This window comes from Arthrobacter sp. Cr_A7 (genome assembly GCF_029222765.1).
Taxonomy (GTDB): Bacteria; Actinomycetota; Actinomycetes; order Actinomycetales; family Micrococcaceae; genus Arthrobacter.
The window spans coordinates 1-22682 of sequence record NZ_JARHXQ010000003.1 but is presented as its reverse complement, the minus strand read 5'-3'; the positions used below and the strand labels follow the sequence as shown (position 1 = coordinate 22682).

Annotated in this window: 20 protein-coding genes and 1 pseudogene; 7 read left to right on the top strand and 14 right to left on the bottom strand. The window is 66.3% G+C overall.

All coding sequences use genetic code 11. The features are described from left to right. From P2Q66_RS00165 to P2Q66_RS00150, 4 genes and pseudogenes are all read right to left on the bottom strand, one after another. A pseudogene (locus tag P2Q66_RS00165) lies at positions 1 to 138 on the bottom strand (segregation and condensation protein B); the annotation flags it as partial. Continuing rightward, entirely contained in the window at positions 120 to 932 is an 813-nt protein-coding gene (locus tag P2Q66_RS00160; protein WP_275724650.1) for a ScpA family protein, read from the bottom strand. The pseudogene P2Q66_RS00165 and the gene P2Q66_RS00160, both read right to left, overlap by 19 nt. Before the next feature lie 7 nt (positions 933 to 939). Then, entirely contained in the window at positions 940 to 1839 is a 900-nt protein-coding gene (locus tag P2Q66_RS00155) for an AAA family ATPase (RefSeq protein WP_079597205.1), read from the bottom strand. A 230-nt stretch (positions 1840 to 2069) separates the two neighbouring features. Next, positions 2070 to 3419, bottom strand: a complete 1350-nt coding sequence (locus P2Q66_RS00150; RefSeq protein ID WP_275724647.1) for a cation:dicarboxylase symporter family transporter — start codon at positions 3417 to 3419, stop codon at positions 2070 to 2072. A 171-nt stretch (positions 3420 to 3590) separates the two neighbouring features. Between P2Q66_RS00150 and P2Q66_RS00145 the strand changes: the two genes are divergently transcribed. From P2Q66_RS00145 to P2Q66_RS00120, 6 genes are all read left to right on the top strand, one after another. Then, positions 3591 to 5243, top strand: coding sequence for an ATP-binding protein (locus P2Q66_RS00145; RefSeq protein ID WP_275724652.1), 1653 nt, complete (start codon positions 3591 to 3593; stop codon positions 5241 to 5243). Further along, entirely contained in the window at positions 5240 to 5953 is a 714-nt protein-coding gene (locus P2Q66_RS00140; protein WP_275724646.1) for a response regulator, read from the top strand. The genes P2Q66_RS00145 and P2Q66_RS00140 overlap by 4 nt, the downstream gene beginning before the upstream one ends. 112 nt (positions 5954 to 6065) lie before the next feature. Further along, complete coding sequence (locus P2Q66_RS00135) at positions 6066 to 6725, top strand: GntR family transcriptional regulator (protein ID WP_275724645.1); 660 nt, start codon at positions 6066 to 6068, stop codon at positions 6723 to 6725. 9 nt (positions 6726 to 6734) lie between these two features. Next, entirely contained in the window at positions 6735 to 8255 is a 1521-nt protein-coding gene (locus tag P2Q66_RS00130) for an MmgE/PrpD family protein (RefSeq protein WP_275724643.1), read from the top strand. Continuing rightward, on the top strand, positions 8256 to 9161 hold the full coding sequence (gene prpB, locus P2Q66_RS00125; RefSeq protein ID WP_275724641.1) for a methylisocitrate lyase: 906 nt from the start codon (positions 8256 to 8258) through the stop codon (positions 9159 to 9161). A 55-nt stretch (positions 9162 to 9216) separates the two neighbouring features. Then, entirely contained in the window at positions 9217 to 10356 is a 1140-nt protein-coding gene (locus tag P2Q66_RS00120; RefSeq protein ID WP_275724639.1) for a bifunctional 2-methylcitrate synthase/citrate synthase, read from the top strand. A gap of 66 nt (positions 10357 to 10422) precedes the next feature. Here P2Q66_RS00120 and P2Q66_RS00115 read toward each other — a convergent pair whose 3' ends face one another. Then, positions 10423 to 10905: an 8-oxo-dGTP diphosphatase gene (locus P2Q66_RS00115; RefSeq protein WP_275724638.1), complete on the bottom strand. Its 483-nt coding sequence runs from the start codon at positions 10903 to 10905 to the stop codon at positions 10423 to 10425. Between the two features lie 222 nt (positions 10906 to 11127). On the opposite strand from P2Q66_RS00115, the gene P2Q66_RS00110 reads away from it, so the two are divergent. Next, a complete protein-coding gene (locus P2Q66_RS00110) occupies positions 11128 to 11670 on the top strand; it encodes a hypothetical protein (RefSeq protein ID WP_275724637.1) in 543 nt (180 codons plus the stop codon). 43 nt (positions 11671 to 11713) lie between these two features. Here the strand turns inward: P2Q66_RS00110 and xerD are convergent, their stop codons facing one another. From xerD to P2Q66_RS00065, 9 genes are all read right to left on the bottom strand, one after another. Beyond that, entirely contained in the window at positions 11714 to 12718 is a 1005-nt protein-coding gene (xerD, locus tag P2Q66_RS00105) for a site-specific tyrosine recombinase XerD (RefSeq protein ID WP_275724636.1), read from the bottom strand. Further along, positions 12718 to 13377, bottom strand: coding sequence for an NUDIX hydrolase (locus tag P2Q66_RS00100; protein ID WP_275724635.1), 660 nt, complete (start codon positions 13375 to 13377; stop codon positions 12718 to 12720). The genes xerD and P2Q66_RS00100 overlap by 1 nt, the downstream gene beginning before the upstream one ends. Positions 13378 to 13404: 27 nt before the next feature. After that, on the bottom strand, positions 13405 to 15165 hold the full coding sequence (locus P2Q66_RS00095) for a CTP synthase (RefSeq protein ID WP_275724634.1): 1761 nt from the start codon (positions 15163 to 15165) through the stop codon (positions 13405 to 13407). 135 nt (positions 15166 to 15300) lie between these two features. After that, positions 15301 to 17040, bottom strand: coding sequence for a DNA repair protein RecN (gene recN / locus P2Q66_RS00090; protein WP_275724633.1), 1740 nt, complete (start codon positions 17038 to 17040; stop codon positions 15301 to 15303). A 4-nt stretch (positions 17041 to 17044) separates the two neighbouring features. After that, a complete protein-coding gene (locus tag P2Q66_RS00085; protein ID WP_275724632.1) occupies positions 17045 to 18070 on the bottom strand; it encodes an NAD kinase in 1026 nt (341 codons plus the stop codon). Between the two features lie 13 nt (positions 18071 to 18083). Further along, entirely contained in the window at positions 18084 to 18899 is an 816-nt protein-coding gene (locus P2Q66_RS00080; RefSeq protein WP_275724631.1) for a TlyA family RNA methyltransferase, read from the bottom strand. After that, the gene (locus P2Q66_RS00075) at positions 18899 to 19120 is read right to left on the bottom strand and encodes a hypothetical protein (RefSeq protein WP_079597221.1); all 222 of its coding nucleotides are present in this window, start codon (positions 19118 to 19120) and stop codon (positions 18899 to 18901) included. The genes P2Q66_RS00080 and P2Q66_RS00075 overlap by 1 nt, the downstream gene beginning before the upstream one ends. Before the next feature lie 9 nt (positions 19121 to 19129). Next, positions 19130 to 20119 carry an HAD-IIA family hydrolase gene (locus P2Q66_RS00070; RefSeq protein WP_275724626.1) on the bottom strand — a complete coding sequence of 330 codons (990 nt, stop codon included), beginning with the start codon at positions 20117 to 20119 and terminating at the stop codon, positions 19130 to 19132. A gap of 6 nt (positions 20120 to 20125) precedes the next feature. Further along, positions 20126 to 22090 carry a hypothetical protein gene (locus P2Q66_RS00065; protein WP_275724623.1) on the bottom strand — a complete coding sequence of 655 codons (1965 nt, stop codon included), beginning with the start codon at positions 22088 to 22090 and terminating at the stop codon, positions 20126 to 20128. Positions 22091 to 22682 lie beyond the last annotated feature (592 nt).

Here is a 22682-nt window from a genome sequence, read left to right as displayed (position 1 = left end):
CGCAGCCAGCTCCTCCTCCGTGGCCGGCTGGTCCAGGACCATCAGCACCGCCTCAAGGGCGGCCTTCGCCCCGCCCGGCAGGCTGTGGACATCCGTTGTGCCGTCCGGCAATTGCCCGTTCACAGGTGCTCCTCGTATTCCTCACTCAGGTTGTCCGCCGACCAGTCCCCGGTTCCCGCAGTCCAATGCACGGCCAGGTCCGCCAGCGGCGAAAGCTGGTCGAAGGAGACCGCCTTGTCCCGGAACAGTTCCAGGAGCGCCAGGAACCGGGCCACCACCACCAGGGTGGAATCGGCGTCGGAAATCAGCGCCCGGAAAGTCAGCGGGGATTCCTGCTGCAGGCGCAGTCCCATAATTTCCGCCTGTTCCTTGACGCTCACGTTGCTGCCGTGCAGGTGGGCCAGCCCCACCTGGGTGGGCTGTGGAGCCTTCGGCCGCAGCGCCGCCTCTGCCAGGGCGGCGAACTGTTCCGGGGTGTGCTTCCAGACGAGTTCGGGCAGCATCGCGGCGAAGTGTTCCTCCAGCGCCACCTGGCGGGGAAAGCGGCGGCCTTCCTGGTGGAGGGTTTCGCCCAGGAGGCCGGCCACGTGCTTGAAGGCTTTGTACTGGAGAAGCCGCGCGAACAGGAGGTCCCGGGCCTCGAGCAGTGCGATATCCTCGTCGTCCTCCACTTCGCCGGCCGGAAGCAGGCGGGCGGCCTTGAGGTCCAACAGCGTCGCGGCGATGACCAGGAACTCGCTGGCCTCGTCCAGTGCCCATTCCTCACCGAGCTTCTGCAGCTTGCGGATGTACTTGATGAACTCGTCCGTGACGGTGGCGATCGCCACCTCAGTGATGTCCAGCTGGTGCTTGGCGATCAGTCCCAGCAGGAGGTCGAACGGACCGGTGAAGTTGGCCAGCCGCACCTCGAAGCCGGGCTTGGTTTCGGCCACGGCGTGGCTAGGGTGCGCCGCCGCGCGAGATCAGCTCTTTGGCCAGCCGGCGGTATGCGTCGGCGCCCACGTGGTTTCCGGCGTAGCTGGTGATGGGCTCAGCGGCCACGGTTGCGTCAGCAAACTTGATGGACCGTTTGATGACGGTTTCGAAGACCTTGTCCCCGAAAGCCTCCACCAGGCGGGTGATGACTTCGCGGCTGTGGAGCGTCCGCGCGTCATACATGGTGGCGAGGACACCGTCCACCTGCAGCCGCGGGTTGAGCCGGTCCTGCACCTTGTCGATGGTTTCCACGAGCAACGCCACGGCGCGCAGGGCGAAGAATTCGCAAATCAGCGGAATGATCACGCCGTGCGCCGCGGTGAGGGCGTTGACGGTCAGGAGGCCCAGGGACGGCTGGCAGTCGATGAGGACAACGTCGTAGTCGTCTTCGACCTTCTTCAGCGCCCGGTCCAGCACCTGTTCGCGGGCTACTTCATTGACCAGCTGCACTTCCGCGGCGGAGAGGTCGATGTTGGCCGGCAGGAGGTCCACGTTCTCCACGCCGGTCTGGTGGATGGCATCGCGGATGTCCACCTTGCGGTCCATCAGCACGTTGTAGACGGTGAGGTCGAGCTCGTGGGGGTTGACGCCCAGGCCGGCCGAGAGGGCACCCTGGGGATCGAAGTCCACCAGCAGCACGCGGCGGCCGTATTCGGCCAGTGCCGCGGCAAGGTTGATGGTGGAGGTGGTTTTTCCGACGCCGCCCTTTTGGTTCACCATGGCGATGACGCGGGCCGGACCGTGGGAGGACAGCGGCGCGGGTTCCGGGAACTCGCGGTATGGGCGCCCCGTGGGACCCATCACCGCGTTTTCCAGGTCGAATTCCGTGCCCTCCAGAGTTGCTGAACCCTGTTCGCTGCTCACGTATCTATCCACACTTTCGATGACGGTGATTTCCTGCCGCTGGATGGCCAGCGCCGATCGTTCTTGATCCCAAGGTTACAGCGACCGACACGGTATTCAACGGAACTTGACTTTTCGCGGATGTTGAGCCTTTACCTTCTAGTTGAGGTCGAAGGTTTCCTGTCCGGGTACAGAAAACCGCCCCCGCAGCGTTGGCTGCGGGGGCGGTTTCCAGAAGGCGGGCCAAGAGGTCAGGCGTTGACCGGAACGGTGCGGGCTTCCGCTTGCTCGGGAGCGGCTTCACCGTGGTGGTGGGCCAGCATGGTTGCTTCGTCGAAGGGCTCCTGGCCGGAGAGGACGCTGTTGACCTGGTCGCCGTCGATCTCCTTGACCCACGTGCCGATCAGGACGGTGGCGACGGCGTTGCCGGTGAAGTTGGTCAGAGCGCGGGCCTCGGACATGAACCGGTCGATGCCGACAATCATGCCCACGCCGCCCAGCAGTTCGGGCTTGTGTGCCTGCAGGCCTGCCGCAAGGGTGGCCAGGCCGGCGCCGGTGACGCCTGCAGCGCCCTTGGAAGCGATGATCATGAAGATCAGCAGGGAGACCTGTGCGCCGAGGTCCAGCGGCGTACCCATGGCGTTGGCCACGAAGAGGGACGCCATGGTCAGGTAGATGGCGGTGCCGTCAAGGTTGAAGGAGTAGCCGGTGGGTACCGTCACGCCGACAACCGGCTTCGAGACGCCGAGGTGTTCCATCTTGGCGATCAGGCGGGGCAGGGCGGCTTCGGAGGATGAGGTGGAGAAAATGAGGAGGTATTCCCGGCCCAGGTACTTCATGAGCTTGAAGATGTTGACGCCGGTGACCACCTTGAGCAGGCCGCCGAGGATGATCACGATGAACAGTGCGCAGGTGATGTAGAAGGCGGCCATCAGCGTGAACATGCTGACGATGGCCTGGAAGCCGGTAGCTCCCACGACGGCGGCGATGGCACCGAAGGCACCCACAGGGGCAAGCCACATGATCATGATCAGGATGCGGAAGACGAGGACCTGGCCATGGCCGATGGCCTTGAGGATGGGGGCGCCCTGCGGGCCCATCTTCTGGAGGGCAAACCCTACGAGGATGGCAGCAAACAACGTGGGGAGGACCGGAATGTCGCCCGGGATGATTCCGAGCAGGAAGGCGACGGTGCTGTCTACTTCCGCCTTCTTGTTGGGATCGTAAGGGGCAAGCTTCAGGCCTTCACCGGGGTGGATCAGGTTGCCGACAACCAGGCCAATGCCGAGCGCGAACGTGGACATGAGGACGAAGTAACCCAGGGCCAGGCCGCCCACCTTGCCCACGGTTGCCGCCTTGGCGATGGAGCCGATGCCCAGGACGATGGTGCAGAAAATGACCGGGGCGATCATCATCTTGATGAGCTTGATGAACCCGTCGCCGAGCGGCTTGAGGGACTTGCCAACCTCAGGGAACATCAGTCCCACCAGGGCGCCCAGGATGACGGCGGCGATGACGGCGATGTACAGGTAATGCGATTTGTCGATGCCCTTGCGCCGCGTCTTCACGGTGTCGAGCGACTCTCCTCGTTGAGAAGCCATGATGTTGTCTCCTTATGGATAATCTGGTAGACGCTGCGGGCACATTCTCTGGGCTCAACACGTCCTGCGGTGTGATAACCATCATTGGGCACGCCGTGACCCAGCTCACCGTTGCGTTCATATTGGTCGTGGCGCAGATAACAGTCATGGAAGATGCGCGGGAAGGTACAGATGATCCACCGCTGGAGTATCGCCCGACGGCTCTTCGTAGCGAACCTGCTGATCGTGGTGGTGTTTATCGCGATCGTCGGATCCGCCACCTATGTCGACGCCCGTGACCGCACCTACGACGAGGCCGGTTTGCGGATGGCAGGAATTGCGGACGCAATTGCTGCCAGCCCCTTCGTGCTGCAGGCGGCGGATTCCGACGAACCTTCATCCCTCCTGCAGCCCTACGCCATGGACGTCATGGCACGTGCCGACGTCGACTTCATCACCATCATGGCTCCGGACCGGACGCGGTGGACCCATCCCCGGAGTGAGGAGCTCGGCCGCCCCTATATCGGTTCCATTGACGCCGCACTGCGCGGCGATGAATTCACCGAGGTCACCGCAGGCACCCTCGGCCCGTCCGTGCGGACCATCGTTCCGGTCAAGGACGCCGGCGGTGCGGTCAGGGCGCTGGTGGCAGTGGGCGTCACGGTGGGGACGGTGGACGTCGCCTTCGCCGCACGCCTGCCTGCCCTGCTGGCCATCGGGCTTGCCCTGCTGGTGGGCGGGTCCCTGGCGTCCTGGCTGCTGGGCAGGTACCTTCGCCGGGTCACCCGGGGCTGGGGGCCGGAGCAGCTGTCGCAGCTCTTCGCCTACTACGAGTCCGTGCTGCATTCAGTCCGCGAAGGGCTGATCCTTATCGACACCAAAGGCAAAGTGGTGATGTACAACGACCAGGCCGCCGAGCTGCTGGGCCTGGATGAGACGGGCAGCAAGGACCCCACCCGTCCGCCGTCGCTCGCAGAACTGCCCCTCGATGAGGAGCTCCGCTACCTGTTTGAATCCGGCCGCGGCGCAAAGGACGAAATTGTCCTCTCCGGATCCCGGGTCCTGGTGGTGAACCAGGGGCCGGCGAAGGGGCCGGAAACAGCAGGCAGCCGGGGCAGGACCCCGGTGTACGGAACAGTGGCCACCCTTCGGGACCGGACCGAAATCGAGGCCCTGGGCAACGAGCTGGAAACGATGCGGACCCTTTCCGACGCCCTGCGGGCGCAGACCCACGAACACGCAAACCGGCTGCACACCATGGTTTCGCTTTTAGAGTTGGGCCGCACCCGGGAGGCCCTGGATTTTGCCACCAAGGACCTGGAGCTCAGCCAGCAGCTGACGGACAACATGGTCAGCTCGGTGGACGAGCCGGTGTTGGGTGCGCTGGTCATGGGCAAGGTGGCGGAAGCCCATGAGCGGGGAGTCCAGCTGGATGTCGCCACCCTGGGATCGGGCACGGTGGAGGGCATCGCCGTGCAGGACCTGGTGACCATCCTCGGAAACCTGCTGGACAACGCCATCGACGCCGCCGCGGAGGGAACGCCTCCCCGGCGGGTGGAGCTGACGGTGGAATCCGACGAGGAAGGGCTCGACATCGCCGTTCACGATTCCGGCGCACCGATTGATCCAGGCTCGGTGGAGAACATCCTCCGGCACGGATACAGTACAAAGCCCGCCGGGCCGGGCGGGCGGGGCATCGGGCTTGCCCTGGTCCGCCAGGCTGTACAGCGGCTGGGAGGTACATTGACCATCAACGGACGGCGCGGCGCCAAGTTCGAAGTGTTCCTGCCCGCAGCATTGCCCCCAGAGGCACCATTGTCCCCAGAGAAGGAGCATGGAGCGTGAGTGAAATAAGGGTCCTCGTCGTTGAGGACGAGGCCATCGCGTCCGCCGCGCACGCAGCCTACGTGGGGCGTGTTCCGGGTTTCGAGCTCGCCGGGACCGCCCCGGACGGCCAGTCCGCGCTTCGGCTGCTGAACGAGTTTTCGGCAGCAGGCAAACCCGTGGAGCTGGTCCTGCTGGACATGAACCTGCCCGATCTCCACGGGCTGGACATTGCCCGGCGCATGCGCTCGGCCGGCATTCTTGCCGACATCATCGCCATCACCGCCGTCAGGGAGCTGGCCATTGTGCGCAGCGCCGTGGCTATCGGAGTGGTGCAGTACCTCATCAAGCCGTTCACGTTCGCCACCTTTGCGGACAAGCTGGAAAGCTACCGGCAGTTCCGCCAGCAACTTGCAGGCCCGGGCACAGCGTCGGGAAAGTCCGCCACATCCCAGAGCGAAGTGGACCAGGCGTTCGCCAGCCTGCGGGCCCCCTCCGAACTTCCCCTGCCCAAGGGGCTCTCGGCCTCCACGCTGGGCTCGGTCCAGGACTTCGTGAGGCAGCAGCACGACGCCGTGTCCGCCACCGAGGTGATGGATGCGCTGGGGATGTCCCGGGTGACCGCACGCCGGTACCTTGAGTATCTTGCCGACGCCGGCACCGTCTCGCGGACTGCGCGGTACGGGACGCCGGGCAGGCCGGAAAATGAATACCGCTGGAGCGGGCGGTAGCCGACGAGCTGTATACACCGGCCGCCGGACTGGTGCCCTTTTCGCTTCCCGGACTTCCTTTTCTCCATTGCTTGTATACACTGAAGTGGAAAGCCGAGGGATTGGAGCAGCAGTGCGGGCAAGCGAACGCGCCTACAGGGCACTGCGCGACGACATCGTGGAGTGGCGGCTTCCGCCCGGCACGCTGCTGGCTGAAGTGGAACAGTCAGGGCGCCTTGGGGTTTCACGCACGCCGCTCCGGGAAGCGCTGGGCCGCCTCACGGCAGAAGGCCTGACGACGGCGGGCGGGCGCGGCGTGATGGTCACCGCCATCTCCCTGGCTGACATCGATGAACTCTTCGAACTCCGGGAGACACTGGAAGGAAGGGCTGCGGCGCTTGCCGCAGAGCGCGGCGAACCTGCCACATTCCGGCGGCTGCAGGCCGCCCTGTTGGCGGCCCCGGCGCTCGTCACCGGCGACACGCCCGCCGTCGAGGACTACTACGGCCTGGTCAGTGACCTGGATGCGGCCATAGACTCGGCAATTTCCAACTCCTACCTGGTGCAGGCAATGCGGAGTTTGAGGGTGCATCTGGTCCGCATTCGACGGATGGCAGCTGACAACGCAGCCCGGCTGACGGCAGCGGCAGCCGAACACGCGGCCATTGCCGAGGCAATCGCCGACCGCAACCCCCGGCTCGCGCAGGCCGCCACCACACTGCATCTGCATCGCAGCCTTTCCCACATCAAAGCCACCTCCACTTCCCTGCACAACACGTTCACATCCCCCTAAAGGAGCACCATGGTTCAGGAACACCACGTCCGCGTGTACAAGAGCGAGGAAAACCTTCCCCGCGAGGACCAGCTGGCCCACAAGATCGCCGTGGTCGCCGCCGACCCCGTGGAGGTCACCGCCGAGGTGACCGACATGGTGATCAACCGGATCATCGATAACGCCTCGGTGGCCATCGCATCGCTGAATCGTCCGCCGATCGTGGCCGCACGGGCCCAGGCGCTGTCCCACGCACCCAGCACGGGCGGCAAGGGCGCGAAGGTCTTTGGCATCGGGGAACGGGTCTCCCCCGAATGGGCCGCGTGGGCCAACGGCGTTGCGGTGCGCGAACTGGACTACCACGACACCTTCCTCGCCGCCGACTACTCGCACCCGGGCGACAACATTCCGCCGATCCTGGCCGTCGCGCAGCACGTGGGTTCCAGCGGCCTCGACCTGCTGCGTGGGATCGCCACCGGGTATGAGATCCAGGTGAACCTGGTCAAGGCGATCTGCCTGCACAAGCACAAGATCGACCACGTCGCCCACCTGGGCCCCTCCGCTGCGGCAGGCATCGGCACACTGCTGGGACTCGACGTCGAGACGATCTTCCAGTCCGTGGGCCAGGCGCTGCACACCACCACCGCCACCCGGCAGTCGCGCAAGGGCGAGATCTCCACCTGGAAGGCGCACGCCCCTGCGTTCGCCGGGAAGATGGCCGTCGAAGCCGCGGACCGTGCCATGCGCGGCCAGACCTCCCCCGTGCCGATCTATGAAGGCGAAGACGGCGTGATCGCCTGGCTGCTCGACGGGCCCGACGCCTCCTACGAGGTGCCGCTTCCCCTCCCCGGGGAGGCGAAGCGCGCCATCCTGGACACCTACACCAAGGAACACTCCGCCGAGTACCAGGCCCAGGCCTGGATCGACCTCGCCCGGAAGCTGCATAAGGAGCACCCCGAAACCACGGACGCGGCCAACGTAAAGTCGGTGCTGATTAAGACCAGCCACCACACCCACTACGTCATCGGCTCCGGCGCCAACGATCCCCAGAAGTACTCCCCCACCGCTTCGCGGGAGACGCTGGACCACTCCATCCCATACATCTTCACCGTCGCGCTGCAGGACGGCGCCTGGCACCACGTGGACTCCTACTCCCCCGAACGTGCCTCCCGCCCGGACACGGTGGACCTCTGGCAAAAGGTGTCCACCGAGGAAGACCCGGAATGGACCCGCCGCTACCACTCCCTGGACATCAACGAAAAAGCCTTCGGCGGCTCCGTGGAAATCACTCTCACCGACGGCACCGTGATCACCGACGAAATCGCGGTCGCCGACGCCCACCCGCTCGGCGCCCGGCCGTTCGGACGGGAACAGTACATCACCAAGTTCCGCACCCTCGCCGCCGGACTCGTGGAGGAAGCCGAAATCGAACGGTTCCTCGCCGCCGTCGAACGCCTCCCCGAACTCGGCCTCGGCGAGCTGGACCAGCTGAACATCACCGCAGCCCCCGGCGTCATCGATCTCAGCGCCGCACCGAAGGGGCTGTTCTAGATGCTGTACTCCACCACAACCCCGGAACAGAAGCGCGTACGGTTCCGCGAGCTACTCGCCTCCGGGACCATCGCCCAGTTTCCAGGGGCGTTCAACCCGCTCTCCGCCCGCCTGATCCAGGAGAAGGGCTTCGCGGGGGTCTACATCTCCGGCGCCGTCCTGGCTAACGACCTCGGCCTGCCGGACATCGGGCTGACCACCCTGACGGAGGTGGCCACCCGGGCCGGGCAGATTGCCCGGATGACGGACCTGCCATCCATTGTCGACGCCGACACCGGCTTCGGCGAACCCATGAACGTGGCCCGCACCGTCCAGGAAATCGAAAACGCCGGACTCGCCGGACTGCACATCGAGGACCAGTTCAACCCCAAACGCTGCGGCCACCTCGACGGCAAAAACGTGGTGGACCTGGACACCGCCACCAAACGCATCCGTGCCGCCGCCGACGCCCGCCGCGACCCGAACTTCCTGATCATGGCCCGCACCGACATCCGCGCCACGGATGGGCTGGCAGCAGCCCAGGATCGCGCCAAAGCCCTGGTGGACGCCGGCGCGGACGCCATCTTCCCCGAAGCCATGAAGGACCTCACCGAGTTCCAGGCCATCCGCGACGCCGTGGACGTGCCCATCCTGGCCAACATGACCGAATTCGGCAAAAGCGATCTCTTCACGACGGATCAGCTCCAGGGCGTGGGCGTCAACATGGTCATCTACCCCGTCACCCTCCTCCGTAGTGCCATGGGCGCCGCCGAGCGTACGCTGGACTCGATCAGGTCAGAAGGAACGCAGGAAGCACAGGTTGGCAGCATGCTGACGCGTGCACGGCTGTACGAGCTGGTGGACTACGAGGGCTACAACCGGTTCGACACAGGGGTCTTCAATTTCCAGGTCCCCGGAACGCACTAACGACCCGCCGGCTCCGGCCGGCTTCAACAGGCGACAGGAACAAAGGAGTTTCAGCATGGCTGAACAGGACATCAAAAAGGGTCTCGCCGGCGTCGTGGTGGACTACACCTCCGTCTCCAAGGTCAACCCGGACACGAACTCACTGCTGTACCGCGGCTACCCGGTCCAGGAGCTGGCCGCCCGCTGCAGCTTCGAAGGGGTGGCCTACCTGCTCTGGAACGGGGAACTGCCCACCCCGGACCAGCTGGCGGAATTCACGGCCAGGGAACGCGCGGGCCGTGCCCTGGACCCCGTGGTGAAACAGGTCATCGACGCGCTTCCAACCACCGCCCACCCCATGGACGTGTGCCGGACCGCGGCGTCCGTGCTGGGCGCCCGGCACCCGCTGGCCGAAGACTCCTCCCGGGAGGCGAACATGGCCAAGGCGATCGACCTTTTCTCGGCGATGCCCGCCGTCGTCTCGTACGACCAGCGTCGCCGCCACGGCCAGGACGCGGTCGAACCACGCGACGACCTGGGCTACTCCGCCAACTTCCTCTGGATGGCCTTTGGCGAAGAGCAGGTTCCGGAGGTTGTGGAGGCCTTCAACGTGTCGATGATCCTCTACGCCGAACACTCCTTCAACGCCTCCACCTTCACCGCCCGGGTTGTCACCTCCACCCTCTCGGACCTCCACTCGGCCGTAACCGCAGCCATCGGTGCCCTGAAAGGCCCCCTGCACGGCGGAGCCAATGAGGCCGTGATGCACACCTTCGACGAAATCGGCATCCGCCCCCAGGAATCGCTGGAGGAGGCAGCCGCCCGCGCCAGGGCGTGGATGGAAGATGCACTTGCGCAGAAAAAGAAGGTCATGGGCTTCGGCCACCGCGTCTACAAGCACGGCGACTCCCGCGTGCCCACCATGAAGGCGGCGCTCGACAAGATGATCGCGCACTACGGCCGGCCCGAACTCCTGGGCCTGTACAACGGCCTGGAGCAGGCGATGGACGAGGCCAAAGCCATCAAACCCAACCTCGACTACCCTGCCGGACCCACCTACCACCTCATGGGCTTCGACACGGCAACCTTCACGCCGCTGTTCGTTGCCAGCCGCATCACCGGCTGGACGGCGCACATCATGGAGCAGCTGGACTCCAACTCGCTGATCCGGCCGCTGAGCGAATACGTCGGCCCGGAGGAACGGCACCTGCCGTAGGGCCTTTCGGGAGTACGACGGCGGGACGGCCACGGAGGTGACGTCCCGCCGTCGGGCGTTTAATGCCTAAGGCAGGATGCTCACCGAGGAAGCGACCGTTTCGTTGTCGTCGTTCAAGGTGACCACCACGTTGACCTTGCCGCCTTCCAGAACCACCGGCAGCCAATGGTCCGCGTCCTGCCACATGCGTTCAACGGGCAGGGTGTCGGTCCGGAACCACTCCGGCAGGACTTCGTCGCTGTCCGTCGGTTCACCCTGCCACGTCCTGGCAGTGAAGAGACTGGTGCTCATATTCCATTCCGGCTTCGCGGGGAAGACAAAGTTCACCGCCCCGGCATCCGTGAGGTCCTCCACCCGCAGGGAGACACCGGTTTCCTCCATGACTTCACGGACGGCCGCTTCGCCGTCGCTCTCCCCCGGTTCCACATGCCCGCCGATCCCGACGATCTTTCCCGTGCCGAAGCCTGTCCGTTTGAGGCCCAGGAGCACCTCCGGGCCGGACTCCCCGTCGCGGAGCAGGAAACAGAGAGTCACCCTTGCAGCAGTCATGCGCCCAAGCCTATGGGGTGGGAGAGTTGTCCGCGAAGAAGCCGCAGGGGCGCTGACTATGCCAAGCTCTACGTGTGACTCCTGAAACCGGACCCGGGATACGGCCGGCCCGCATTTCGGCCCTTGATGCCCGCCTGCCGGAGTGGCTGGTGCGCAACCCCTTGTACTGGGGCTGGGCCTGGGCCGGTTTTTTGGACTCTGCTGATTGTCATCGACGAATTCGTGGACCTGGCAGGCTGGACCTGGTACCTGCTGGTGGCCGCGGCTGCCCTGCCCACGCTTCTCAGTACCCTGGCCGTCTTGCACGTGACTCCCCGCCGGCACGTGAGGCCTGCGCGGGAGTCGGTTTTGGGCCTGTTCTTCGTCCGTTTCCTGGCGCTCGTTGCGGCCTTCATTGTGTGGGCAATATCGGTGGTGCTGAGCGCCTCCATCTCCACCACTATTCAGGCCCTGGCCGGCGATTCCGAGCGTGAGGTGACCGCTTTGGGTTTCACCTTGATGGCAGCCCTGTTCCCGATTGTGGTGGCTGTCCTGTGGCTGGCGTTCGTTGCCCGGTGCGCCTGGTTCCTGCGGAGGCTTCGCGGCTGGCGGCAGGTTCCTGCGTTCTCGCGGGTGCCGAAATCATTCCTGCGTGGGCGCGCCCGGCTGCACCGGGTGGTGATCGGCTTGGCGCATCCGGGACTGATGCTGCTCGCGGGGATGGGCACGTCGGTGCTGGCATTCCTCCTGGGCCCGGTGGAACTGACCATCGAGGCGCTGCCCTAGCTGTCCCGGTGCACTGCATCCAGGCAGCTGTGCCCAGGCAATGTCAGCCGAGTGCGCGCGGATGTGCAGCGGCGTAGATCTCGCGCAGCGTATCGGCTGTGACCAGGGTGTACACCTGCGTGGTGGTCACCGAGGCGTGTCCCAACAGCTCCTGGACCACCCGGACGTCCGCGCCGCCTTCAAGCAGGTGCGTGGCGAAGGAATGCCGCAGGGTGTGGGGTGAGACGTCCTTGGTGATGTTGGCCTTTTCGGCGGCGGTCTTCAGGATGGTCCACGCACTCTGCCGGCTGATCCTGCCGCCGCGGGCGTTGAGGAAGAGTGCGGGTGTGCCCTTCCCCTTGGCCGCCAGCAGGGGCCGGCCCCGCACCAGGTAGGCGTCCAGGGCCCTGGCGCCATAGGACCCCAGCGGCACGAGCCGCTCCTTGGACCCCTTGCCGAAGAGACGGACAATGGCGGGCCCCGCTTCAGGTTCGGCCAAAGAAATGTCATCAACGTCCAGGCCAACGGCCTCACTGATGCGCGCTCCGGTGGAGTACAGGAATTCCAGCAGGGCGCGGTCCCGCAGCCCGGTTGCCGTATCCGTTCCAGCGGCCTCAAGGATCCTGGTTACCTCGTCAACGGTGATGGCTTTGGGAAGCCTCTTGCCGGCCATGGGCGGATGGACCTCGCTGGCGGGGTCCGAGGGCGTAAAGCCTTCCAGGGCCCAGAACTTATGCAGCCCGCGGACGGCCACCACTGTCCTCGCCGCCGACCTTACGCCGAGGGAAGAGCCGCCGTCGGACCCGTCCGCAAGGGCACGGACATATCCGGTTACGTGGTGGCGTGTGATGTCCTCGGGCCGCCGGCATCCCGCTGCATCGAGGTAGCGGGAGTACCGGGCAAGGTCGCGGCGGTAGGCGGCAAGCGTGTTGGCGGCCAGCCCCCGCTCCACACCCATGTGCTGCAGGTAGTCGGTGATGCCACGGTCGATGGCGGTAGGGGCGGCTGCGGGCACTTCCCCTGCCGCATCAGCCGGGGGCACCGCTTCAGCCGAAGGAGCCGGAACCATCAGCGCTGGCTGGGGTGCGCCGGCCAGGGTGCATCGGCAGGACGGAGGTTCGCGTAGTTGTCCGCCCGCGCGGCCGCCGCTGCAAGGATGCCGACGACGGCGGACGGGTTGTGAAGGCGCCCCTCCAGCACGGACGCCACGGCGTCATCGAGGCTGATCCAGTGGAACTCGATCTCCGCTTCCTCATCCGTCCGCTCGTGGCGTTCATGATGGGGCACTTCAGTCAGGTCGCGGGCCAGGTAGATCCTGATCGCTTCACTGGAGGACCCGGGCGAGTTGAAGAAATCGGCAAGCACGTTCCAGGTGCCGGCGGCGAGGTCTGCCTCTTCGGCAAGTTCCCGGGCCGCGCCGACCACAAAATCCTCGCCCTCGATGTCCAGCAGGCCGGCCGGGATCTCCCAAAGTTCCATGCCCACCGGGTGCCGGTACTGCTTCAGCAGGAGGATCTCGCCGTCGCTGTTCATAGGCAGGACTGCCACGGCACCGGGGTGGTCGATGTAGTCGCGGGTCAGGGCCTCGCCCGTCTCCTGCAGCTGGAAACTGTCGCTGACGACATCCCAGATCCGGCCTTCATAGACCTTCTCCGTAGACAAAAGACGGCGCGGGCTCGGTGCGTCCGAAACCTTGACTACATGGGAGGCTTCAGGTGTACCGGGCATCGCGCCGTCCTTTTTCTGTTGTGGGAACTACTTAGCGGCTACCGTATCGGACTGCGCGGCCTCGGAAGCAGCGGCCGGTACCGTGTCGGCACCGCTCTGGTGGTTGAGGGCAGCCTTCACCAGGCCGGCAAACAGCGGGTGCGGGCGAGTGGGCCGCGAGCTCAGTTCGGGGTGCGCCTGCGTGGCCACATAGTAGGGGTGGACATCCGCGGGCAGTTCGACGAACTCCACGAGCTTGCCGTCCGGGGAGGTCCCTGAGAAGACCAGGCCTTGGGCGGCAATCTGGTCGCGGTACTTGTTGTTGACCTCGTAGCGGTGGCGGTGGCGTTCGCTGACGGTGGTCTTGCCGTAGGTTCCGGCAATCACGGAGCCGGCGTCGAGCTTGGCTTCGTAGAGGCCCAGGCGCATCGTGCCGCCAAGGTCGCCGCGGCCTTCAACGAATTCCAGCTGCTCTTCCATGGTGGCGATCACGGGGTACTTGGAATCCGGCTCGAACTCGCTGGAGGAGGCGCCTTCCATGCCGACCACGTTGCGGGCGTACTCGATCACCATGCACTGCAGGCCGAGGCAAAGGCCCAGGACGGGCAGCTTGGTTTCGCGGGCGAACTTCAGCGCACCCAGTTTGCCCTCGAGGCCGCGGATGCCGAAGCCGCCGGGAACACAGATGGCGTTGACGCCCTCGAGTGCCTTGATGGCACCCTCACGCGTTTCGCATTCGTCGGACGGGACCCAGCGGATCTTGACCTTGGTGTCGTTGGCGAAGCCGCCGGCGCGCAGGGCCTCGGTCACGGAAAGGTAGGCGTCCGGCAGGTCGATGTACTTGCCCACGAGCGCGATTTCCACGTGGTGCTTGGGGTTGTGGACGGCTTCGAGCAGCTTGTCCCAGCTGGTCCAGTCCACGTCCTTGAACGGCAGGTCCAGGGCGCGCACGATGTACGAGTCCAGGCCCTGGCTGTGCAGGGTCTTGGGGATGTCGTAGATGCTGGGGGCGTCGGCTGCGTTCACTACGGCGTCGATGTCGACGTCGCACATGCGGCCGATCTTCTCGCGCATGGCGTCCGGCACTTCGCGGTCCGAGCGGATGACGATGGCCTCGGGCTGGATGCCGATGGAGCGCAGTGCAGCAACGGAATGCTGGGTGGGCTTGGTCTTCAGCTCCTGGGACGGTCCGATGTACGGGACCAGGGACACGTGGAGGAAGAACACGTTGGTCCGGCCGATGTCCTGGCGTACCTGGCGGGCGGATTCGAGGAACGGCTGGGACTCGATGTCACCCACCGTGCCGCCGATCTCGGTGATGATGACGTCCGGGGCGTTCTTGCCTTCGGCCGGCAGGCGCATGCGGCGCTTGATTTCATCCGTGATGTGCGGGATGACCTGGACGGTGTCCCCGAGGTACTCGCCGCGGCGTTCCTTGGCGATGACCGTGGAGTAGACCTGGCCGGTGGTCACGTTCGCGGAACCCTCGAGGTTTTCGTCGAGGAAGCGCTCGTAGTGCCCGATGTCCAGGTCGGTTTCCGCGCCGTCGTCGGTGACGAAGACTTCGCCGTGCTGGAAGGGGTTCATCGTGCCCGGATCCACGTTCAGGTAGGGATCGAGCTTCTGCATAGTTACAGACAGGCCGCGTGCCCGCAGCAGATGACCGAGGCTCGAAGCCGTCAGTCCCTTACCGAGCGAGGACGCCACACCACCGGTTACGAAGATGTGTTTGGTCGTCTTGGACGAGCCCGGGAACCGGGAATTTACACGGGAATTTGATCGCTGCACCACGGAATTCGAGCCTATCATCAATTGAGCCTTCCACGGGTCTGGAAACTGTTTCCCCAAATGCTCCAGTGTGCAGGCCCGGAGGCCCGATGATCAAGGGTCCGGGGCTTGCCCATGGATCCCTACGGCTGCGCCGGACGGACAGTTCCGGTGCTGTCAGGCCCGCTGCGGCAGCAGTTTCGCGTCATCCAGCAGCTCCTGGGCGTGGGCCTGCGCGGACTCCGAATCCTCCTGGCCGGCCAGCATGCGGGCCAGTTCGCGGACCCGTTCGGGGCCGTCAAGGAGGCGCACATCACTGGAGGTGAACCCGGTGGCGGTGCCGCCGTCGGCTCCCCTGACGGATGTTTTGGTGACGGTGATGTGCTGGTCCGCGAACGCAGCAACCTGGGGCAGGTGCGTGACCACCAACACCTGCACGTGGCGGGCCAGCATGGCCAGCCGGCGGCCGATCTCGACGGCGGCGCGGCCGCCCACACCGGCGTCCACCTCGTCAAAGACGAACGTGGGGACGGGATCCACCGCGGCGAGCACCACCTCAATGGCGAGCATCACGCGGGACAGCTCACCGCCGGACGCGCCCTTCCCCAGCGGCCGGGCCGGGGCGCCGGAGTGCGGCTGCAGCAGGAAGCCGATCTCGTCCGCACCGTGCGGCCCCAGCTGGCCCGAGGGCTCAAGGGTGATCACCAGGGTGGCGTCGGCCATGGCCAGGGCCTTCAGTTCGGCGCTGACGCGGGCCGAGAGATCCTTGGCGGCTTTCGTCCTGATCTTGCTGATGGCTGCTGCCTGCTTCTTCAGGTCCGCCTCTGCCCGCACCACCTCGGCGTCCAGCGCCTCGATCCGTGAGGAATCGTCCTGCAGCTCGTCGTAGCGCACGCGGGCGTTTTCCGCCCATTCCAGGACTTCGTCGATGGTGGGGGCGTACTTCCGGACGAGTTTGGCCAGGGCCGCCCGCCGGTCCTCGATCTCCGCGAGGCGCTCCGGCCCCTCGGAATCCAGGCCGGCCTGGTAGCTGGCGAGCTCCGTGGCGATGTCATTGAGCAGGAAGCCCACCTCGGCGAGCCGGGCAGCCGCGGAACCGAGTTCGGCGTCGTGCTCCGCCACGTGTTCCAGGGTCCGTTTGGCGGCGTCCACCAGGGTGGTGGCGTCGCCTGCTTCACCGAAGTCCTCGGCGATGAGGGCCTGGTGGGCGGTGCTGGCGGCGATGCGCAGTTCCTCCACGTTGGCCAGCTTGACGGCCTCGGCCTTCAGCAGCTCATCCTCCCCCGGCTGGGGGTCCACCTCGTCAATTTCGGCCAGGGCTGTCTGCAGGGATTCGGCTTCGCGCAGCCTGTCGCGGGCGGCGCTGCGCAGCGTGTCCAGCTCGGACTGGCTGGCTTTCCAGTGGCTGTACAGGTCCTGGTAGGCCGCCAGGGGCCCGGCCAGGGAGTCGCCGGCGAACTTGTCCAGGGCGCCCCGTTGCGCAGCCGCACCCTTGAGGCGGATCTGGTCAGACTGGCCGTGCACCACCACCAGGGTTTCGCCGATCTCGGCCAGGACGCCCACCGGGGCGGCCCTGCCGCCCAGGAACGCACGGCTGCGGCCGTCCGAACCAAGGCGCCGTGCCAGGATCAGCTCAGCGCCGCCGTCGAACTCTTCCGCTTCGGCGCCCGCATCCAGCGCACGCGCAATGGCCGGGTGCCCGGCGTCGAGCTTAAGGACCGCCTCCGCCGTCGCGCTCTTCGCACCGCTGCGGACGGCCCCGGCATCCGAGCGCGCACCCAGCAGCAGGCCGACGGCGGTAACCACCATGGTTTTACCCGCACCGGTCTCACCGGTCACCACGCTGAGCCCCGGGCCCAGCGGCAGGGTTGCGTCAGTGATGACGCCCAGATCGCGGATTCTCAGTTCTTCAAGCATGGTTTCACTTTGCAGTCGACGGATCGGTATCGGCTTCGGGATGGCCCGCCTGCGGCACCTGGAGCGGAGGCTGTGGCCGCGGCGTCCTGACGATGGGGATGGGACCGGTATGGATGGCCTCGGCCTTCGGCACCGGCCCCCGCCAGCCATGGATGGGCAGTTCAAACTTACGGACCAGCCGGGCGGAGAAGGGCGTCTGGTGCGTCCGGGCCAACCTGACGGGTGTGGCGGATTTCGTGACCTCCACGCGCGCGCCGGGCGGCAGGTCCACGGACCGCCGGCCGTCGCACCACAGGACACCCTGCGCATCGGTGCGGCTCAGCACCTCCACGGCAAGCCGTGAGCGCGGCGACACCACCAGGGGCTTGGCAAAGAGCGCGTGGGCACTGATGGGGACGATGACCAGTGCCTCCACCTCCGGCCAGACCACGGGGCCGCCGGCGGAAAAGGCGTACGCGGTGGAACCCGTGGGTGTGGCCAGCACGATGCCGTCGCACCCGAAGGATGTCAGCGGGCGCTCGTCCACTTCGGTGACCACCTCGAGCATGCGCTCCCGGTTGGCCTTTTCGATCGCAGCCTCGTTGAGCGCCCAGGTGTGCCAGATCTTCTGGCCGCGGATCCAGACCTGGACGTCGATGGTCATCCGTTCTTCCACGGTGTAGTCGCGGCTCGCGATCCACTCAACCGTCTGGGCCAGGTCCGCCCGTTCACTTTCGGCCAGGAAGCCCACATGGCCCAGGTTCACGCCCAGCAGGGGCACGTCCACCTCCCGGACCAGTTCGGCGGCACGCAGGATGGTGCCGTCACCGCCCAGGACCATCACCAGTTCGACGTCCGGCAGCTGGACGTGGTCGTGGAGCACTTCCACGGGCTGGGCCAGGTGGCCGAAGAACCGTTCCATATCGTCCAGCTCGGACTCCTGCATCACCGGGACGATTCCCGAGGCGTGCAGCAGGGCGCAGGCCTCCCAGGCGGCTTTCAGTGATTCCTCGCGGCCGGTGTGGGCGAGGACCAGTACACGCCTGCTCATCAGGTTCCGCTCTCTAGTGGTTCGGCCAGATACGTCCGAGCAAGGCAGCGGCAGCTGCCTCTCGCTCTTCGATCTTAGGCAAATCTTGGCTGATCCTGCGTTTTATCCACAGGAAGTATTCGACGTTTCCGTCCTGGCCCGGGAGCGGGCTTTGCGCCAGGCCGCACAGGTCGAGGCCGGCGTCGAGCGCTGACCTGGCCACTTTTTCCACCGCCATGCGGCGTTCCCGCTCCGAGGTCACCACCCCGGTGCGTCCCAGGCGGTCCTTGCCGATCTCGAACTGCGGCTTGACCATCAGCACCAGGTCGCCCCCGGGTTCGGTGCAGAGCGCCAGCGGCTGGACCACCAGGGTGAGCGAAATGAAGGAGAGGTCGGCCACGGTCAGTGCCGCCGTGCCGCCAATATCCGCCGGCGTCATGTAGCGGACGTTGAGTCCCTCGTGGACAGCCACGCGGGGATCGCTGCGGAGCCGGGGCACCAGCTGGCCGTGCCCGACGTCGACCGCCACCACGTGTGCCGCGCCCCGCCTGAGCAGGACATCGGTGAAGCCGCCGGTGGAAGCCCCGGCGTCCAGGCACCGTTTTCCGTCCACCCGGACGGCCGGGAATGCGTCCAGGGCGCCGGCGAGCTTGTGTCCGGCGCGGCTGGCGTACGTGTCCTGCTCGTCATGCTCGACGGCGAGGTCCCGGTTATCGTCAACCTGCAGGGACGCTTTTTCCAGGACCCTGCCGTCGGAGCTGACTTTGCCCTCGGCGATCAGGGCGGCGGCATGCGTGCGCGATCTGGCCAGGCCGCGGGCAACCAGGGCCTGGTCGAGGCGTGCGGGCATCAGGCGCCGCCGTCCGCGGGCTCGGCGTTCAGGGCAGCGAGGAGCTCGTCATGAAGCCCGTTGTAGGCCGCTTCATGCTCTGCCACCGGAATTTGCGGCAGGGCATCAAGCCGCGACAGAGCCTGGGCAACGACAGGATCCGTGACTCCGGCATCTGCGGCACTTGGCCAGTCCGGGGAAGGCTGGGCTGCTGTTTCGTCGGGTCGGTTCAGCTCAGTCATTCGTCCAGTCTAATGATCCATCCAGGCCAGCTGCGGCGCCTGTGGTGCGGAGGCGTCCGGCGTTGCTGCCCACCAGGCGGCGCAGGCGGCGCGCCACGCGTCCAGGTCGTCGGGACTGCCAATGATGCCCACCGCGCCGCTTGCCACCCGGGCCGATGCCTTTCCGCACGAGTAGGTGCCGTCGTCGTGCGTCACCTCCGGGTAGGGCCGGTGCAGGTCCGGCAGCGTTTCGATGAGGTAGTCCGGACGCTCCGCGGCGCGGGCGGCCAGGATGCTCTGCCGGGTGTCGACGCCGGTCAGGACGGCTACGGTGGCGAAGCCCGCGTTGTTGCCGCCCAGGATATCCGTGTCCAGCCGGTCGCCGACCACCAGGGGGCGTTCGGCGCCGAGCCGTTTGGCGGCGGAGTGGAAGAGCGGTGCTTCCGGCTTGCCTGCCACGAGGGGCTTTTGGCCGGTTGCCGCGGTCACGGCAGCGACGAGGGTGCCGTTTCCGGGCGCGATCCCCCGTGCCTGCGGGATGGACATGTCCGTGTTGGTGGCGACCCACAGGGCGCCGGCAGACACCACGTAGGTTGCCTCAGCCAGGTCCTTCCAGCCGATGTTGGGGTTGAAGCCCTGGACCACAGCAACCGGTTCCTCGTCCTGGCTGTAGACCGGCACGAGGCCCACGAGTTCGATCTCGTGGGCCAGTGCCGGGCTGCCGGTAACGAGGATGCGGGACCCCGGTGCGAGCCTCGAAGCCAACAGTTCTGCCGCGGCCTGGGAAGAACTGACCACCTGGTCGTCCTCAGCAGGCGCCCCAAGTTCGCGGAGGTGCGCTGCCACCTGTGCCGGGGAGCGGGATGCGTTGTTGGTGACGTAGCCCAACCCCACACCGAGACCGGACAGTTGCTGCAGGGACTCAACCGCTCCGGGAATAGCGTGCGGACCGGCATACACCACCCCGTCCAGGTCTGCCAGGAGCGCGTCGAAACGGGAGATCAGGGAAACTTCAGTCATTGGTTCTTAGTCTTCCCGGCGGTCCTGGAGGCTGCCGGCTTCCCCTTCGGTCTCCTGGCCCCAGGTTGCGGTGCCCTCAGTTTCCGTGTCCTCGGAATCCAGTTCGTCGTGCTCCACCGAGTCCTCGTCCGATTCAGCATCATCGGAGACGAAGTAGTCCGCTTCCTGGTCGTCGATGCTGCTGTCCTGCGCCTCTTCGGCGGATGCTTCAGCGGTGACGTCGGCAGCTGCCGACGTACCGGCGTCGGACGTTCCGGCGGCCGCCGTTGTTCCCGTGGAGGCGCCGGCGGCTGCGTTAGCCGTGTCAGATGCCGTGGAAGCGCGGTCGAGGAGGCGGCGGCGCTCGGCTTCTTCCCGGGCTTCTTCCTCTTCGTCCCAGCCGAGGTCGATGATGTCAGGCTCTTCGTCGACACCCTGGCCCAGGGCGTTTTCAGCAACGACAGCCTGGTTCTGCCACTTCTCCGCTTCGGCTTCCCGTCCCACGGCCGCAAGGGCATCAGCGTAGGCCCGGAAAAGGCGAGGGCTGTAGGAGAACGCCCGGTTGATGTCCAGCTGGGGTATCTCGAGTTCGGCCACGGCAGCATCCGGCTGGCCTAGGTCCGTCCTTGCCCCTGCTGCAACAATGGCCAACTCCACCTTGCCGGGAGCGTCCAGGTCCTGTGCTTCCTCAGACCGTGCCACATCGAGTGCGCGGTCCGGACGGCCCAGGCCACGCTCGCAGTCGGCCATCACCGGCAGGTGGACGTTGGAACCGCTGATCCGGCGGTAGGTGCGGAACTCGCGCAGCGCCTCGCCATAGTGGCCGGCGGCGTACGCGGTCAGTCCTACAGCTTCGCGTACGGCGGCCAGCCTGCCGCCGCGCCGGCTGGCGGCCAGTGCGTGCTGGAAGGCAAGTTCCGGCTCGTCGTCGATGAGGCGGCCGGCCATAACGAGGTGACGGGCAACCCACTCCGCGCTCTTCGGCTCAAGAGTTTTGATCTGGTGCTGCGTGGCGCGGTCAAGCTCTTTGCCCGTGACGTCCTCATCGATTTCGGGTGAGCGTTCCCGGTCCGGGCGGTTGGCACTGCGCAGGTCACGTGCGTTGGGGACGCGTGCCGGCCGCTCCTCCTGGCGGTCACGCCCGAAACTGCGGGGACCGGAGTCGCCCTGGCGCGCATCACCACGGCCGGGGCCGCGGTCGAAGCTGCGGGGCGCGCGGTCCTGCCGGTCACCGAACGGCTTCCGGTTGTCACGGTCACCGAAGCTGCGGCGCTCACCGTCTTCCCGACGCGGGCGGTCTCCATAGGGCTTGTTCTCGCGGTCGTCGTACGGCTTCCGGTCACGGTCACCGAAGGGCTTGCGTTCTCCACCGCCGAAACCGCGGCGGTCGCCATCGCCCTCGCGGCGCGGCCGGTCACCAAAGGAACGATTGTCACGGTCACCGTAAGGCTTCCGCTCCCCACCACCGCCACCGAAACCACGGCGGTCGCCATCGCCCTCGCGGCGCGGTCGGTCACCAAAGGAACGATTGTCACGGTCACCGTAAGGCTTCCGCTCCCCACCACCGCCACCGAACCCGCGACGCTCCCCGTCACCTTCACGGCGCGGCCGGTCACCAAAGGAACGATTGTCACGGTCACCGTAAGGCTTCCGCTCCCCACCACCGCCACCGAACCCGCGACGCTCCCCGTCACCTTCACGGCGCGGCCGGTCACCAAACGGCTTGCGGTCACGGTCACCGAAAGGCTTCCGCTCTCCGCCACCGAAACCGCGGCGGTCGCCTTCACCCTCAGGGCGGGGACGGTCACCAAACGGCTTGCGGTCACGGTCACCGAAAGGCTTCCGCTCCCCGCTGCCGGATGCCCGCTTCGGGAAGTCGTTGTTGTCGCGGTTGCTGCGGGAACGGAACCCGCGGGGGTCCCCACCGGAGTTGTTGTTTCCCCGGAACGAACCGCGGTCGTTTCGGCGGTTACCGCCGTTGTGCTCGGCCATGATGGATTCCTCCTGTTGTGAGCCGACCACTGGCGCAACTGCAGCCGCTCGTATCCGTGTTTCGTTTCCTACGCAACCCGAAATCAAGCGCTTCGAAGTCCGTACATCTTCATCAATTCTAGAGGAGGCACCTAATCCGCAGGGACAGAGCGAGGGCTGGGGGCAACATCGTGGGAATCTTCACACCAGCCTCCCCCGGCCTTTAACGCTCCATCACTTGCTGCGGGTTCCCAAGCGACGCCCTATCACCTCTTGCGGGATTTCCGGCGACGCTCTCTCAGCCATGTTCGACGGCGGGCGAGGGCTTTCGTGCCTCTGGGGGCGCCGGCGGTGGTTGCTCTATCAGTTGTGGTTGCCATCCGGGCTGGTTGGCTGCGCTATCTGATGGAGCATCCCTGGTTTTTCTGCAGGAGCTGATGGGGCGTCCCGAATTTACCTGCAGGATCTGATGGGGCGTCGGGGGTTTGGGGCGGGAGGTGATGGAGGGTCCGGGGTTTGAGGGCGGGAGGTGACGGGACGTCGGTGGTTTTGGTGCAGGAGCTGATAGGGCGTCCGGGGTTTGGGTGCGGGAGGTGATGGGGCGTGCCGGGTT